Source organism: Paenirhizobium cremeum (genome assembly GCF_047553425.1).
Classification (GTDB): Bacteria; Pseudomonadota; Alphaproteobacteria; order Rhizobiales; family Rhizobiaceae; genus Allorhizobium; species Allorhizobium cremeum.
Window position 1 is genome coordinate 991,604 of record NZ_CP180217.1, and the last position, 14,282, is coordinate 1,005,885.

General features: G+C 63.2%; 16 protein-coding genes. 3 read left to right on the forward strand and 13 right to left on the reverse strand.

Going from position 1 to position 14,282, the window contains the following annotated elements:
• The first annotated feature begins 46 nt into the window (after positions 1 to 46).
• The gene (locus ACLBKR_RS04875; RefSeq protein WP_414900840.1) at positions 47 to 625 is read left to right on the forward strand and encodes an EF-hand domain-containing protein; all 579 of its coding nucleotides are present in this window, start codon (positions 47 to 49) and stop codon (positions 623 to 625) included.
• Between the two features lie 42 nt (positions 626 to 667).
• On the opposite strand, the gene ACLBKR_RS04880 is transcribed toward ACLBKR_RS04875, so the two are convergent.
• From ACLBKR_RS04880 to ACLBKR_RS04915, 8 genes are all read right to left on the reverse strand, one after another.
• On the reverse strand, positions 668 to 1,642 hold the full coding sequence (locus tag ACLBKR_RS04880) for an NUDIX hydrolase (RefSeq protein ID WP_414900842.1): 975 nt from the start codon (positions 1,640 to 1,642) through the stop codon (positions 668 to 670).
• Positions 1,639 to 2,175, reverse strand: coding sequence for a tyrosine phosphatase family protein (locus ACLBKR_RS04885; protein ID WP_414900844.1), 537 nt, complete (start codon positions 2,173 to 2,175; stop codon positions 1,639 to 1,641). The genes ACLBKR_RS04880 and ACLBKR_RS04885 overlap by 4 nt, the downstream gene beginning before the upstream one ends.
• Positions 2,172 to 2,798, reverse strand: coding sequence for a YfbR-like 5'-deoxynucleotidase (locus tag ACLBKR_RS04890; RefSeq protein ID WP_113437913.1), 627 nt, complete (start codon positions 2,796 to 2,798; stop codon positions 2,172 to 2,174). The genes ACLBKR_RS04885 and ACLBKR_RS04890 overlap by 4 nt, the downstream gene beginning before the upstream one ends.
• A gap of 3 nt (positions 2,799 to 2,801) precedes the next feature.
• Positions 2,802 to 3,641 (reverse strand): YgfZ/GcvT domain-containing protein, encoded by an 840-nt coding sequence (locus tag ACLBKR_RS04895; RefSeq protein ID WP_414901734.1) that lies wholly within the window; start codon positions 3,639 to 3,641, stop codon positions 2,802 to 2,804.
• A gap of 124 nt (positions 3,642 to 3,765) precedes the next feature.
• Positions 3,766 to 4,518, reverse strand: a complete 753-nt coding sequence (locus tag ACLBKR_RS04900) for a hypothetical protein (protein WP_414900846.1) — start codon at positions 4,516 to 4,518, stop codon at positions 3,766 to 3,768.
• A gap of 20 nt (positions 4,519 to 4,538) precedes the next feature.
• Positions 4,539 to 4,796, reverse strand: a complete 258-nt coding sequence (locus ACLBKR_RS04905) for a hypothetical protein (RefSeq protein WP_112827362.1) — start codon at positions 4,794 to 4,796, stop codon at positions 4,539 to 4,541.
• A gap of 93 nt (positions 4,797 to 4,889) precedes the next feature.
• Positions 4,890 to 5,390, reverse strand: a complete 501-nt coding sequence (locus tag ACLBKR_RS04910; protein WP_112827361.1) for a TIGR02301 family protein — start codon at positions 5,388 to 5,390, stop codon at positions 4,890 to 4,892.
• Positions 5,387 to 5,809 carry an NUDIX domain-containing protein gene (locus ACLBKR_RS04915; RefSeq protein WP_113426099.1) on the reverse strand — a complete coding sequence of 141 codons (423 nt, stop codon included), beginning with the start codon at positions 5,807 to 5,809 and terminating at the stop codon, positions 5,387 to 5,389. The genes ACLBKR_RS04910 and ACLBKR_RS04915 overlap by 4 nt, the downstream gene beginning before the upstream one ends.
• Positions 5,810 to 5,970: 161 nt before the next feature.
• On the opposite strand from ACLBKR_RS04915, the gene ACLBKR_RS04920 reads away from it, so the two are divergent.
• Positions 5,971 to 6,735: an SOS response-associated peptidase gene (locus ACLBKR_RS04920; RefSeq protein WP_113456976.1), complete on the forward strand. Its 765-nt coding sequence runs from the start codon at positions 5,971 to 5,973 to the stop codon at positions 6,733 to 6,735.
• Positions 6,736 to 6,741: 6 nt separating this feature from the next.
• On the opposite strand, the gene ACLBKR_RS04925 is transcribed toward ACLBKR_RS04920, so the two are convergent.
• The 3 genes from ACLBKR_RS04925 to ACLBKR_RS04935 form a co-directional block, all read right to left on the reverse strand.
• Complete coding sequence (locus ACLBKR_RS04925; protein WP_244710738.1) at positions 6,742 to 6,879, reverse strand: hypothetical protein; 138 nt, start codon at positions 6,877 to 6,879, stop codon at positions 6,742 to 6,744.
• Between the two features lie 181 nt (positions 6,880 to 7,060).
• Positions 7,061 to 7,912, reverse strand: coding sequence for a CDP-diacylglycerol--serine O-phosphatidyltransferase (gene pssA, locus ACLBKR_RS04930; protein WP_113439696.1), 852 nt, complete (start codon positions 7,910 to 7,912; stop codon positions 7,061 to 7,063).
• A gap of 23 nt (positions 7,913 to 7,935) precedes the next feature.
• Complete coding sequence (locus tag ACLBKR_RS04935; protein ID WP_112827357.1) at positions 7,936 to 8,634, reverse strand: phosphatidylserine decarboxylase; 699 nt, start codon at positions 8,632 to 8,634, stop codon at positions 7,936 to 7,938.
• A gap of 275 nt (positions 8,635 to 8,909) precedes the next feature.
• Here ACLBKR_RS04935 and ACLBKR_RS04940 point away from each other — a divergent pair, with 275 nt between their 5' ends.
• Positions 8,910 to 10,235: a diguanylate cyclase gene (locus ACLBKR_RS04940; RefSeq protein WP_113453615.1), complete on the forward strand. Its 1,326-nt coding sequence runs from the start codon at positions 8,910 to 8,912 to the stop codon at positions 10,233 to 10,235.
• 18 nt (positions 10,236 to 10,253) lie between these two features.
• On the opposite strand, the gene ACLBKR_RS04945 is transcribed toward ACLBKR_RS04940, so the two are convergent.
• Entirely contained in the window at positions 10,254 to 12,140 is a 1,887-nt protein-coding gene (locus tag ACLBKR_RS04945) for an ABCB family ABC transporter ATP-binding protein/permease (protein WP_112827355.1), read from the reverse strand.
• Between the two features lie 113 nt (positions 12,141 to 12,253).
• Complete coding sequence (locus ACLBKR_RS04950) at positions 12,254 to 14,236, reverse strand: LysM peptidoglycan-binding domain-containing protein (protein ID WP_113453616.1); 1,983 nt, start codon at positions 14,234 to 14,236, stop codon at positions 12,254 to 12,256.
• Positions 14,237 to 14,282: the final 46 nt, after the last annotated feature.

Consider the following 14,282-nt stretch of genomic DNA (forward strand, 5'->3'; position numbering starts at 1 on the left):
CGTACTGAGGATACAGACACTTTCCAAGCATATTATGGAGGTTTGTATGACCAGTATTTCCTCGCCGCTTGCCGGCTCAAGCCCTTATTCCACTTCACTGAGTTACCTCGACACCAATGGCGATGGCGTGGTGAGCGCCGATGAGGCGGCGGCTGGGGCCGAGAGCCGGCGCAGCCAGGACCCGACGGTGGAAAGCGAGAATGCCGCAACCGGTGTCGCTTCCCAGGTCACCGGCGGCGTCATGGCCATGCTCCTTTCGGGATCTGAAGACGGCGGTTTCGAGGACAAGCCGTCCGCGAAGGATTTGTTCACGGCCATGGATGCGGATGGCGACGGTATCGTGACGGAGACCGAATTCGTTGCCGGCCGGCCGGAGGATATGAGCGAGGAAGAGGCGGCCGCGCTCTTTGCCGAGCTCGATACGGAGGGAGCGGGTTCACTCAGCGAGAGCCAGTTCGTGACGGCGATGGAGGCGAACAGGCCCGAAGGTCCTGACGATGAGGATGGCGACACCGTCAGCCTGCTGGATGTTCTTTCGGAGATGCAGTCGGTCATTGCCGCCTATCAGGCCAATGCCGGGGATGAACCGGACGATACCGAAACGGTTCTGCAGGTCACGATCTGATCTCCGCTTCGGGCCGGTGCCGGCTGCTCTATCAAACGGCGTTCAGCGGCCGCCGACCTTCAATCCGGGGGCGGGGCGTTCCTCCAGGATCTGCCGGCGGAAGCGGAAAAGGGCCGCCGGCCGGCCGCCGGTCGCGGCCTGTGTGCCGCCCGTCGGTTCGACCAGCTCCGCGCCTTCGACCAGACGACGGAAGTTCTGCTTGTGCAGATGGCGACCGGAGATCGCCTCTACCGTCGACTGGAGTTCCGTCAGGGTGAATTCGGGCGGCATCAGTTCAAACACCACCGGGCGATACTTGATCTTGCCGCGAAGCCGGGCAAGCGCGGTTGCGGCGATCCGGCGGTGATCGAAGCGCATCGGCGTGCCGAGCGGCACGGTAACCCGGCGTGTCGCGACCCGCTCGTCCAGCACGGCCTCCTCGATCAGTCCCGCTTCGTAAAGCAGTTCATAGCGCTCCAGAACCCGTTCCTCGTCGAACGGGAAGTCGTCGAGGCCGAAGGCGAGCTTCAACCGGGAGCGGCGAGAGGGCCGCATCGTATCGGTGTCCTCGACCGGGGCTTCGTCAGCCCATTCCGAAAGGGCGGGCAGGATCACCTGATCGAGGATGGCGGGTCGCCCATGGCGCCAGTCCTCCCAGGGGAGATAGCCGTACCAGTCGCGCCAATGAACGCCGGCCGCATGCAGGCTGTCCCGGCGGGAGGGGTCCATGCGGGTCAGCGCCAGATAACCGACGGACACCACATGCAGCCCGCTCTCGCCCGGCATCCTGTGGCGACCCTGGTCGCCGAAGGTGTAGAGCTGCTCGATATAGCCCATGTGCAGCGCCGTCTGGTTGGTGACGGTCGTGCGCAGCGACACCTCCATCGTCCGGTGCCGGGAGGGATCGAACGGGCCGAAGGGCAGGGCCTCCAGCGGGTTCGACCGATCGCTGACGACGAGCAGGCGCGGACTGCGGTCGGCCACGGCGACGATTGCCGCATTGAGACCGATCTCGATTGCCGCCGGCCCCTCGGTCATCGTGCGATGTCCGCTTCTGCTGGAAGGGGGAGGGTAAACGGCGCGTTGCCGTCGGCATCCGCTCCGCGCCCTATTGTCTTGACGGCGCGAACCAGCGCGCCGCCGCGCCCGAGAAGATCGTCGCCGATCTCGACCAGTCTGGCATTGGGCGTGGCATAGGGGGAGGCCGCTCGAAGCCGACGTACCAGAAGATCGTCGGCTTCCTCCGGGGCGACGGCGAGGCTTGCAATCAGCGCGGCCGCAGGCGAGCGCGATACGCCCATCCAGCAATGGATGAGGAGGGGGGAGGCGCGATCCCACGAGCGGGCGAAATCGATGATCTCGCGCACATGGGCCTCCTGCGGCGCGACCAGATTGCCGGTTCCGGCAAAGCTGATGTCGTTCATCCCGAGTTTCAGGTGCCGTTCTTTCGCAATCACCGCGGGCCGGTGAAAATCCTGTCCCTCGGCTATCAGGCTAATCATCTCCCGCGCCTTGTGGCGAACGGCCATTTCGGCGATGCGGGACAGGGGCGCAACCACGATGTAGCTCATCTCGCCACCTTCGCACCCGGCAGGCGGGCCGCCTCTATATCCTCGAAACGCCGCAGGAAAAGCGCCTGCGCCTGGTATGCCGGCAGCGGTTCTATCGCCAGGCTTTCGCGGGTGATGCCCCGGGGCTGGCCAAAGAATTTCCGAGCCTCCGTCTCCGAAAAGCCCGCAAGCCCGGTGGCTTCGAAATAGGCCGAGACACGGTCCGCCTTCTTGATGAGATCCTTGAGGGTCGGAGCAGCATGGGGCGGCAGCGCAAAGCGCAGGTGGATCGCCGCCTCGAGCCGCTTCTCGACCTTTTCATAACCGCCGCCGACGACGGCCTTGAAGGGGGAGATCATGTCGCCGATCACATATTCCGGCGCATCGTGCAGCAGCGCCATCAATAACTCGTCGGCCGTCGCCTTCGGATTGCAGCGCCGGAAAATATCCTCGACGATCAAGCTGTGCTGGGCGACGGAAAAGGCGTGATCGCCCGATGTCTGGCCGTTCCAACGGGCAACGCGGGCCAGCCCGTGGGCGATATCGGTAATCTCCACGTCAAGCGGCGACGGGTCGAGGAGATCGAGCCTGCGGCCGGACAGCATTCGCTGCCAGGCACGACCCGAAGTGTCGCCTACCGCCATGGCTCAGGCCTCCTCCGAGGCGCTTGTCGGAAAGGTGAGCCCCGTCCATGCGGGAAGGGCAAGGGTGACCGGCCTGCCATCGGCAAGGATGTCGGCGCCGGCCGCCATGGCTTCTCCGGCACGGTCCACGCGCACGATGGCGAGGCCGCGGCTGCCGGCGACCGTTCCGAGCGCCCCGACCGGTTTTCCCAGCGTCACCAGTTCCGTGCCGGTCGCCGGTAATGTTCCTTCGCCGCTGACGATCACCACCCTGCGGCGGGCGGTGCCGCGATGCTGCATCCGCGAGACCACTTCCTGCCCGACATAGCAGCCTTTCTTGAACGAGACGCCGCCTGAAAGATCGAGCAGGACGTCATGCGGAAAGGCATCCTGAAGGGCGTAATCGCTGCCGGACTCCGCAATGCCGGACAGAACGCGGAGCGCATCGTAACCGGTCGCATTGTGTGCGCCATGTTCGCCCGGCTGACGCTTCAGGGCCACGCCGGCGCGGGCAAAGCGATAGTCGGCGGCGCCACCGTCTGCAATGTCCTCGCCCCAGGAAACGGTGACGCCTGCTTGCTGCGCGCCGGCGATCTCGACCGCGGCCCTGAGCTTGTACATGGAAAGGCGCCTTATCAGCCCGTCCTGCTGGGATGACGCCGTCTCCAGGACGAAAGCGTTCCCATCGCGCGAGATCAGGAAGTCGAAGAGGATCTTGCCCTGCGGGGTCAGCAGCGCGCCCGGACGGGCCTCGCCGGCCGGCAAGGCCTCGATGTCGGTGGTAATCAGGTTCTGCAGGAAATGTTCGGCGTCCGCTCCGCCGATACGGATAAGCGTGCGGTCGTGCAGGAAGGCGGCTGGCATCGTCATCCCAATCCCGGTTGTTCGTTACAGGATGCTGTAGAACATCGGGCCGGAAAAGGGAATCGTTTCCATCGGTGGCGACGGATGCGATCCACGGGAATGGCGGTGGATATGACGGCCGGCCTCAGTCGCCGGCCGTGAAGAACTTCCATTTTCCATCGGGCGCAATTCCGACACGGAAGAAATTGTAGTTGCCGTATTCCTGCATGTCCGCGAAGTCGCCGGCCGTGACGATGCGCAGCAACTCCACCTTTTCCGGCGGTGTCAGCGAGGTCAGCGGCTTTTCGGCGAAGTAGGGCCAGACATAGGCTTCCTCCGGTGTGCCGGCATCGACATGCACGAAACCGGTGGAAAGCACGTCGATCAGGATCGCCAAAATCTCTATTCCGTCGTCGTCGCCGGAAAGGCCTTTCAGCGCCGTGATCGGATCGGCCTTGTCGTCCTCCATCAGGATCTGAGTCTGGTCGGGGCCGGGATTGAGGAAGGGACGAAGCCGTTCGATATCGCCGGACGCCGCGGCCTCGATCAACTGTTCGCGCAGGTGGCGAACCGGTTCCGGAGCCTTCGTGATGTCGTAGATGACCTCCGGCGGCGGCGCTTCGACGCCGGCGTCATCCTGTTGCTGCTTGTTGATAAGGGGATCGGGTGAGGGAATGCCGGGCAGCGCCTCGTCCGCAGGCGCTTCGGTTTCCGGCGCCGGTTGCTGCTCCTGTGCGGGCTGGCCTTCTTCGGATTGCTGAGGGCTGGGGGCCGGCAATTCCTTGATGTCCGACAGCGCCATCGCCGCGCCGTCCCAAAACAACGTTGCCGATAGCGCCGTCGACATGGCAATCATGGCCGCAAGGCCGTTGCGCCTGACTCTACGTCCGATATGCATCGTCCGTCCTCTGGAATCTGTTATTGTACGCGCCGCTCGGGAGAGAATTCGCCGGCCAGCATGCGGCTTCGCAACGAATCGAGGATAGCCTCGGCGCCGTCCTCGCCATGGATGCGGATCGTCTCGCGCATGGCGAGCGCAAAGGCGGCATCCGCAATGATCTCGGGCTCGATGCCATCGGCCATGCCGTCGGCCCAGGCTTCGTTCTGGTATTCCAGCGCAGCCTGCATCTTCTCGTGTACGATCATGTCGTCGATCTCGTTGCGGCGCGGTTCCATGGCTCTTACTCTAGTCCTTACTCACCTGTTAATAACTTTAGCAGCCTTTTGCCGAAACGACACGGCTGCAAGGCAAAACAGGTTAATTAATCGTTAATTTCCGAAGCGCGAGGCAATTTCGACGGCGAGTGTTGCCCCTTCGTTACGGTAATTCTCCTCTGCGGTGACCGCAGCCGGGGTACAGGTCGTGTAAACAGAGGCGAAAGATCGGTAGCCGCGGTTGTAAGCGGCGATCATTCGCGCCTTTCGCTTCGGTTCCGTCGCCGTCTCCGAATCAATCAGCTTCTGCATGGCGTCGCGCCACTCGGGTTCTCCCTTTTCGATGCAGAGATTGCGCAGGTAGTGGACTGCTCCCATGATCTCGGAAAGGCGGGCGAGGCGATCGTCATAAGGCGCTGGCTTTTCCTCCGGCGCTGCCGTTTCGGCCGGTTTTGCCTGTGCATCCTTGTCCTGCGCCGCGACAGGCGCCGTTCCGAAGCAGGGGAAGGAGGCCAGAAGAAGTACGGCCAAGGCAGTCTTCAGGTGAAAGGGCGTGCGGGCCGGCCAGCTAGCGCCGCCAGGACGGACTGAGCGAAGGATGCGGTCGTTGGTCATCTGCGCTTCTCCCATTCCGCCGCCAAACGTTCGACGCAGGCCCTCACACTTGGCGGCACGGGCAGGGCGTAAATCTCCTCCGGCAGGAACCAGCCGGCTTCTGCCGCATCGCTGTCGGCCTGCGCCGATGTTTCCGCATCGGCGTCGAGGCAGAAGACCGAAAGAAGAAAATGGCTTCCGGGTACGCCTTCTTCCGGCAGCAGCTCCACCTCCTCGAAGAGCCGCGGATTGCGGCCCTGGAGCCCGGTCTCCTCCAGAAGTTCGCGGATAGCGGTTTCCTCCGGCGTTTCGCCCGGTTCGGCGCGTCCGCCGGGGAAGGCGAAAAGATCGGCAGCGGGGGGATTCATGCGCCTCACGAGCAGGATGCGGCCATCCCGTTCTACGATGGCTGATGAGGCGAGGCGGGGCTGGCTCGGCATTGGCAATCGTGTCTCTGCGTCTCGCTGGGATATGCTGCGGGAGGGATTCGCGCCGCTCGGCGCATCAACGGGAATATCGGGGTATTCGGTCTGGACCGCAAGGGACTTGCTGCGCATCCTGCGCCTTGACCGCCTGTCGCGCGGCTGGCATGGATCGCTGCATGTGTGGACGCTTTTCACTGACGGCAAAGCCCGACGATGTCCGCGAAGCCTTCGGGCTCGTGGAGCTCGAGGGCTTTCCCGCCCGCTACAACATAGCCCCTACGCAGCCCATTCTCGTGATCGTTGCGAGCGACCGGCGGGAGCCGGGCAGCAATCTGCCGGAGAGGCAGGCGATGCTGGTGCGCTGGGGTTTCATGCCCTCCTGGGTCAAGGACCCCAGGGATTTTCCGCTGCTTATCAATGCACGCTCGGAAACGGCGATCGGCAAGGCGTCGTTTCGCGCAGCGATGCGCCACCGCCGCGTGCTGGTTCCCGCCTCCGGCTTCTATGAATGGCATCGTCCCGGAAAGGAAAGCGGCGAGGCATCCCAGGCCTACTGGATACGACCGCGCCACGGACGATGCGTCGCCTTTGCCGGCCTGATGGAGACATGGTCGTCAGCAGACGGTTCCGAAGTGGATACGGCTGCAATCCTGACCGTGGCCGCCAACCGCACCATCGGCCGCATTCACGACCGCATGCCGGTCGTCATTAACCCTGAGGATTACACGCGCTGGCTCGACTGCAAATCCGGCGAGCCGCGCGACGTGGCCGATCTGATGGTTCCGGCGGAAGAGGATTTCTTCGAGGCGGTGCCCGTTTCAAGTCTTGTCAACAAGGTCGCCAATACCGGTCCCGAGATCCAGGAACCGGTGGGTGACAGTCTTCAACCGGCAACAGTGCCGGCTCCCAGGGCGAAACCTGACCAGCTCAGTCTTTTTTGACGGAGCTCAGGCAAGTCGCTTGGCGGGCTTGCGCTTCAGCATCAGCGCGGCGGCGAGAACCGCCTTCAGCCCGAGAGGCCGGTAATGGGAATCCAGATTGCTGGCCGGAGGCTTCCCCTCGGTGGAAGTCTTCTTCTTTTTCATGACATGCTCCTGTGGTGTTTCCTGATGTCTTTGTCTTTTTTTATTTTTTGCTCTGTCTGAGCAGATCATGACAAAAACGTGACGCTTTCAATGACGCAAATCAAATTTGGTCAATGTCAACCATATTTCGCGATTGGCCTTCGCGGAAAACGTCAGGGAGCGGGAGCGGTTACGCTGGGGGTCAAAGACCGCGATCGATCTCGGAAAGGCCGCTTTCGTGGCCTTCTTCGCCGATGGTGAGCGTACCGTAGCGCCGGTGCCAGGCCCTTGCGCCGAAGGGCAGGGACAGGAGATAGGCAAGCACGGTGAGGGAAAGGACCTCGAAGGTGAAGCTCATCAGAAGGGCGACGTAAAGCACGACGCCGAGAATCATTGGCAGCACCAGGTCGCGCCGGATGCGGCTCGTCTCCGACTTGCCGGACCAGACCGGCAGGCGGCTGACCAGAAGATAGCCGATCAGCACGGTGTAGACGGCACCGGCATAGGCGACCGGAGCCGTCGGCGGTACGCCGAGAAAACCCAGATATACGGGCAGCAACACCAGCAAAGCTCCAGCCGGCGCCGGCACGCCGACGAAATATTCGGACTGCCAGGGCGCCTTGGTCTCGCGTTCGGCCATCACGTTGAAGCGAGCCAGCCGGAGGCCTGCGGCGATGGCATACATCAAGGCCGCAATCCAGCCGAACGAACGGGCCTGATCGAGCAGGAACACGTAAAGCACGAGCGCCGGGGCGACACCGAAGTTCACGATGTCGGCCAGCGAGTCCATCTGCGCGCCGAACTTGGATGTCGCCTTCATCATGCGGGCGATCCGGCCGTCTATGCCGTCAAGGAAGGCAGCCGCCAGCACCATCGTCACGGCGAGTTCATAGCGGTTTTCGAAGGCCAGCCGGATGCCGGTGAGGCCGGCACAGATGGCAAGCACCGTAATCAGGTTCGGGATCACCAGGCGGAGCGGGATTTCCCGAAGCCGGGGTCCACGCAAACCGTCATCCTTGACCGTGCCATCGGGCTGCTGCTGTGCTGTCTGCATATGCCTTGCTCCTCGCGGCGCGCTCAGCTTCGCCGGCTGACGACCGGACCCTTGGAGGAGCCGAATTCGGCAATCACGGTTTCGCCGGCGATGGCCGTCTGGCCGAGGGCCACGCGCGGTTCAGCCCCTGCCGGCAGGAACACATCGAGACGCGATCCGAAGCGGATCAGGCCGAAGCGTTCGCCGGCGTCCAGCGGCTCGTTGGGATGGGTCCAGCAGACGATGCGGCGCGCCACGAAGCCCGCAATCTGCACGACACCGATCTCGCCATGGGTGCTTTCGATCACGAGGCCGTTGCGCTCGTTTTCCAGGCTCGCCTTGTCGAGTTCGGCGTTCAGGAAGCTGCCTTCGCGATAGGCCACGTTGATGACGCGGCCGCGCACCGGAGCGCGGTTCACATGGCAGTTGAAGACGTTCATGAAGATCGAGATGCGCAGCATGGCTTCGTTGCCGAGGCCGAGTTCCTCGGGCGGCGTCACCATCTGGATCGCCGAAACCCGGCCATCCGCAGGGCTGATGACCAGATCGTCGTCCTGCGGCGTCACGCGCTCCGGATCGCGGAAAAAATAGGCGCACCAGAGCGTCAGCACCATGCCGACCCAGAACAGCGGTTCGAAAATCCAGCCAAGGATGAGCGAGGCCACAAAGAATGCGGCAACGAAAGGATAGCCTTCCTTATGTACCGGTACGATGGTCTTACGAATGCTCTCGAACAGATCCATGATTACCTCGTTTCATCGCTTCATTGATGTCCGGTCCGCCGGGGTTGCTCCGGGAGTGCCGAAACAAGTGCACGAACGTCTGATAGTGGCTGCTGACTACTCCGAAAGCGCTTCCGGGGCAATGCTTGCGACCATCAAAGCTTGTTCGTGTGACACTTGGACCGCCGCTCGAAGGCGATTCGACGGTGCGTGCTGCACTGCCGCAAACTTGGTGGTTCGTGCACTTTCCGTCAACGATTACCCGATAGAAACAGGGGTATAAAACGGATGGGGGTATGCGCGGGACATCTCGCGAGGGGCTGGGCGATCGAGTGCACAAGGCTGAAAAGACTTCTGACGAGGATATGCGGGGCCGACAACGGGGCGATCTGCTCTGGATCGCGGCATCGGATCGCATTGTTCCTTCGGTTCTGCTGCAGGCTGGCGTAACGGTAAGACACGACGTCGCCACGATTGGCGATCGCGCCATCGTCTTTGCACCGCTTGCGCAGGAAGGCCTCGGTGCACAGATCCGCGACCTGCGCCGCCTGCTCGGCGACCGCGCCTATCTCATCGTCGTGACGGAGGAGGAACTGGCGCCTCGCTGGTTCGAACGCGCGCTGGAACTCGGTGCCGACGATGTGCTGGCAAATGCCGGTGACGCGGAAATCGCGCGCTGTCTTTCACGCGCCCGCAGGGCGATCACGCGCGCGCGGCACGCCGACGACGAGATCGGCCATGTGAGCCTCGAACGCGATTACCTTCAGGCCTGCATCGATCATCTGCCGACGCCGATTTTCTTCAAGAACGTGGACGGCATCTATGTTGGCTGCAACCGGGCCTTTGCCGAATATCTCGGCCTCTCGCTGGAAACCATCCTGGGTGCGAGCGTCTACGAGGTCGCCCCGGAGGAGATCGCAAGACGCTACCAGGAGGCTGACGAGGCCCTGTTCGAAAGCGGCGGCGTGCAGGTCTATGAAAGCCGGGTCTGCCGTTCCGTCGGCGAAGTCCGTTTCGTCGAATTCCAGAAGGCGGTCATCAAAAGCCGGAACGAGGACGTCTATGGGATTGCCGGCGCCATTCTGGACATTACCGACCGCAAGCGTCTTGAGGCGCAGCTTATCGAGGCTGCCGAACGCGATCCCCTGACCAATGCCTATAATCGCCGCAAGTTCTTCCAGCTCGCGCAGGATGCCGCCGAATGGGCGCGCAGCGAGGCGAAGCCGGTCTCGGTGGCGGTCATCGATGTGGACCAATTCAAACTGATTAACGACCGTCTCGGCCACTCTGAAGGCGACAAGGTGCTCTGTGCGGTTTCCCAGGTGATCGAAGCTGCCAGCGGCGAAGGTAATATCGTTGCCCGAGCCGGAGGCGAGGAGTTTTACGCGCTTTTTCCCGGAATGACGCTGGAGAGCGCCGCTGCGGTCGCGGACGCCATGCGCGGCGAGGTCGAACGGTTCTGCCGCCTCGATGTCCTTTCCTCCGTCGCCGGAACGGTCAGCATCGGGCTGGCCGAGTTCGATCCGGGGTCGGAAAGCCTCGATGAGGCTCTGCAGCGGGCCGACTCAGCCCTTTACGTCGCCAAGCGCGAAGGGCGAAACCGGCTGCGGATCGCAGTCTGAAGCGGCAAAGTCGGGCGGTCAGGTGGCCGGCGCCTTGCGCACGATGACGCCAAGTTCGTCGCTCTCGCGTACCTGCCGCAGATGCTCTTCCGCCTGGGTGGCCTCGCGCTGGCGGTTCCACATCGAGGCGTAAAGTCCGTTCATCTCCAGCAGAGCCGAATGCGTACCGCGCTCGGCGATCTCCCCGCCCTTCAACACGATGATCTCGTCCGCTCCGACCACTGTCGAGAGCCGGTGCGCGATGACCAGCGTCGTGCGGTTCTTGGAGACGATGTCGAGCGCCGCCTGGATCTCCTGTTCGGTCGTGGTGTCCAGCGCCGAAGTGGCCTCGTCGAGGATCAGGATCGGCGGTGCCTTGAGGACGGTTCGGGCGATCGCAACGCGCTGTTTTTCGCCGCCGGAAAGTTTCAGGCCGCGCTCGCCGACCATCGTCTTGAAACCGTCCGGCAGGTCGCGGATGAAGCGGCTGATCTGCGCGACATCGGCCGCCTGCTCGATATCCGCATCGCTTGCCGTCGGGCGTCCGTAGCGGATGTTGTAGGCGATAGTGTCGTTGAACAGGACCGTATCCTGCGGCACCATGCCGATGACCGCGCGCAGGCTGTGCTGGGTGACGTCGCGTACATCCTGGCCGTCGATGGTGATCGATCCCTGCTGGATGTCGTAGAAACGATAGAGCAGCCGCGAGATCGTCGACTTGCCGGCGCCGGAAGGGCCGACGACGGCGACGGTCTTGCCCGCCGGCACTTCGAACGAAATGCCCTTGAGGATCGGCCGCTGCGGATCGTAGGCGAAATGCACGTCCTTGAAGACGATGCTGCCCTGACCGATGGCGAGCGCCGGTGCGCCGGGCTTGTCGACCACCTCCGCCTCCACTTCGAGAAGGTCGAACATCTGTTCGATATCAGTCAGCCCCTGCCGGATTTCGCGGTAGACGAAGCCGATGAAGTTGAGCGGGAAGGAGAGCTGCATCAGCATGGCATTGATGAAGACGAAGTCGCCGATGGTCTGCTCGCCGCGTTGCACGGCGAGCGCGGACATGACCATCATGATGGCCGTGCCGACGCCGAAGATCACGCCCTGGCCAAAGTTCAACCAGCCGAGCGAGGTCCAGACCTCGGTGGCAGCCTTTTCGTAGCGCGCCATCGAGGCGTCGAAGCGCTTGGCTTCCATCTCCTCGTTGCCGAAATATTTGACGGTTTCGAAATTGAGAAGCGAATCGATCGCCTTGGTGTTGGCGTCGGTGTCGCTGTCGTTCATCGCCCGGCGGATATTGATGCGCCAATCGCTCGCTTTGATCGTGAACCAGATATAGGCCCAAACGGTGACGGCCGTCACGGCGAGATAGGAGAAGCCGTAGCCCCACCAGAAAATCACGGCCGTCAGCAGGAACTCGATAAACGTGGGGACGGAATTGAGGATCGTGAAGCGGACGATCGTCTCGATGCCCTTGGTGCCGCGCTCGATGATGCGCGACAGACCGCCCGTCTTGCGCTCCAGATGGAAACGCAGGGAAAGTTGGTGCATGTGGACGAAGGTCTTGTAGGCGAGCTGGCGGACCGCATATTGCCCGACGCTGGCGAACAACGCATCACGCAGTTGGTTCAGGCCGACCTGCGCGATGCGCACGAGATTGTAGGTGATGACGAGAACCACCGCCCCCAGCAGGAAAGCGGGCAGGAGCCCTGCCATGTCGAGCTTGCCATTCAGCGCGTCCGTCGCCCATTTGAAGAAATAGGGAACCAGGATCAGCACGAACTTGGAGACGATCAGGAAAACGGTCGCCCATACGACCCGCATCTTGAGGTCGAACCGGTCGGCGGGCCACATGTATGGCCAGAGATTGACCAGCGTATCAAGCGGATTGCTGCTATCCGCCGAAACCGTCTTCTTCTTCTCAGCCATGAATGCCGGCCCCGTCCTTCCGCAAACGATAAAAGGCGGCGGTCCTGTCCGGGCCGCCGCCTTTCGGCAAATAGGGTTTCGCCCCCGTCATTGCAATGGGCGTTTTTTGATCCTCAGTTCAGCTTTTCGCCATGTAGCCGCTTGCGGTGGAGCTCTTCGGCATTCGGCAGGGCTTCGTCCGGCACGGAGAAGATCTGTCCCGGCTCGATCCTGTCCGGATTGGTGATCTCCTTGGCATTCGCCAGATAGATGGTCGTGTAGCGGACGCCCTGACCGTAGACGCGGCGCGAGATCTGCCACAGCGTGTCGCCGCGCCGGATGATGACGCTGTTGCGGCTCGCCTGCAGCGGCGCCTGCGTGATCGTCTTCGGCGCGGCGGCTGCCGTTTCGGTCGTGCCGGGAGTGCTCTGTGCCGTCGGGTTCCCATCGCCGGCAGGGGCGGCAGGCGCCATCGGCGCGAGGATCGCCTCGATCAACCGGGCGAGCTGAGGCAGAGCGGTACCCATCGCCTTGACGTCGCCTGCCGGCACGGCCTGAAGCGCGGCAAGCGCCGTCTTTGCGCTTGAGGTTGCCTGGGAAATGAAATCGACGACCGCCTGGCTCGATGCCGCCGGCAGGCGGAAATCGGCGATCGATGTGAGGCCGATTTCGGTTGCCGAACGGGCAGCAGCCAGCTCTTCGATCGCCGGCGACTTGCCGTCGGCGTAAAGCCCCTGGAGGATGCCGAAGGCTTTTGCCAGCGCATCGCGCTGCTTTTCAAAGGCGGCCTGTTCCAGCGGGATGAGCGTGCTCGTTGCGCCGGTGCCGTCGCCGGAGGTCTGGGCGACGACGGAGACCTGCTCGCCGGCCGGACGATCGAAGGGCACCGAAACCTTGAGCTTTACCCCGCCCTTGTCGTCGAGAAGCTCTACCGTGATGGTGTGGTGGCCGACCGAAAGGTCGATGGTGCCTTCCACGACGAAATGGCCGGTGGCATCGGTCTTGGTTTCACCGATCCGTGTTTCGTCGGCCAGGGCGCGCACGGTGCTGCCGGCAGGCGCTTCGCCGGCAACGAAGATACGCTTGCCTTCGATCTCCACCGCGCTGACCTGGATCTCGGCCTTTTCGGCTGGTGCGGAGGGAGCCGCTGCCGAAGGAACGGTTGTGGCGTCGGCAGGCGCCGCTACGGTTTCCTGCGCGAGGCGGGCCTGCTTGCTGTCCGAATTGACCGTTTCCGGCGACGTGATGACACGGCTTGCTTCGCCGGGCTTCGTGACCATGGCCAGCAGCTTGCCGTCCGCGGAACTGGGTACGGAGACGGTGGCGACTTCATCGGACGTTTCGGTCTTGCCGTCCTTGCCTGTCGCTCGCAGCGCCAGAACGTGATCGCCGGGCGGCAGCGGCTGTTCCAGCACGGCAACGAAATCTCCGCTCGGCTGCACCTCGACCGACGAAATGGTCTTGTCGCCGTTGACGATGTCGAGCCTGGAGCCCGGTTCGGCATTGCCGGCGATTACGGTCGAGCCGTCCGGCTCGACGCGCAGCACATCGAAGCGCGGCAGGGTGGATGCGCTTTCGTCCGCCGGTGCCCGTCCGCCGGTTCCTGTGGGAGCAGGCGGTGCGAGCAGGGTCTTCTCGATCGGAGCCACGAGAGGCTGCGCCGCCGAGGGGTCCTGCGGAAGAGCTTCGAGCAGCGCCAGCGCCTTGGCGGCATTGTCGCGGGCGGTCGTCAGCGCGTCGATGGCGGACGTATCCGGCATCTGCGGGATTTCCAGCGCCGAGAGTGCCGAAAGAGCGGTCTGCGCGGCGGATTTTGCCGAGGCGAAGGCTTCGATTGCCGGCGTCTTGCCATCCGCGAACAAGGCCGTCAGGCTGCGGACCGCCGTCGTCGCGTCGGTCTTCAGGCGATCCATCTTTTCGGCAGCAGCCTTGCCTGCATCGGCAACCGCCGTTTCCGTCTTCGCCATGGTATCCTTGGCTGTATCGGCGGCGGTTGTCGCCGGCTGCTCGGCATCCTTGCCGGTTCCGGAAATCCGCGGCAGTACGAAGAACACCATCAGCAATGTCGCGACGCCCAGCACCAACAAGGCGACCCATCCGGTGCGATTTTTCATCATTCTTTCTCTCCGGGCGGATAAACCGCCATGACCCCAAGGAAATTGC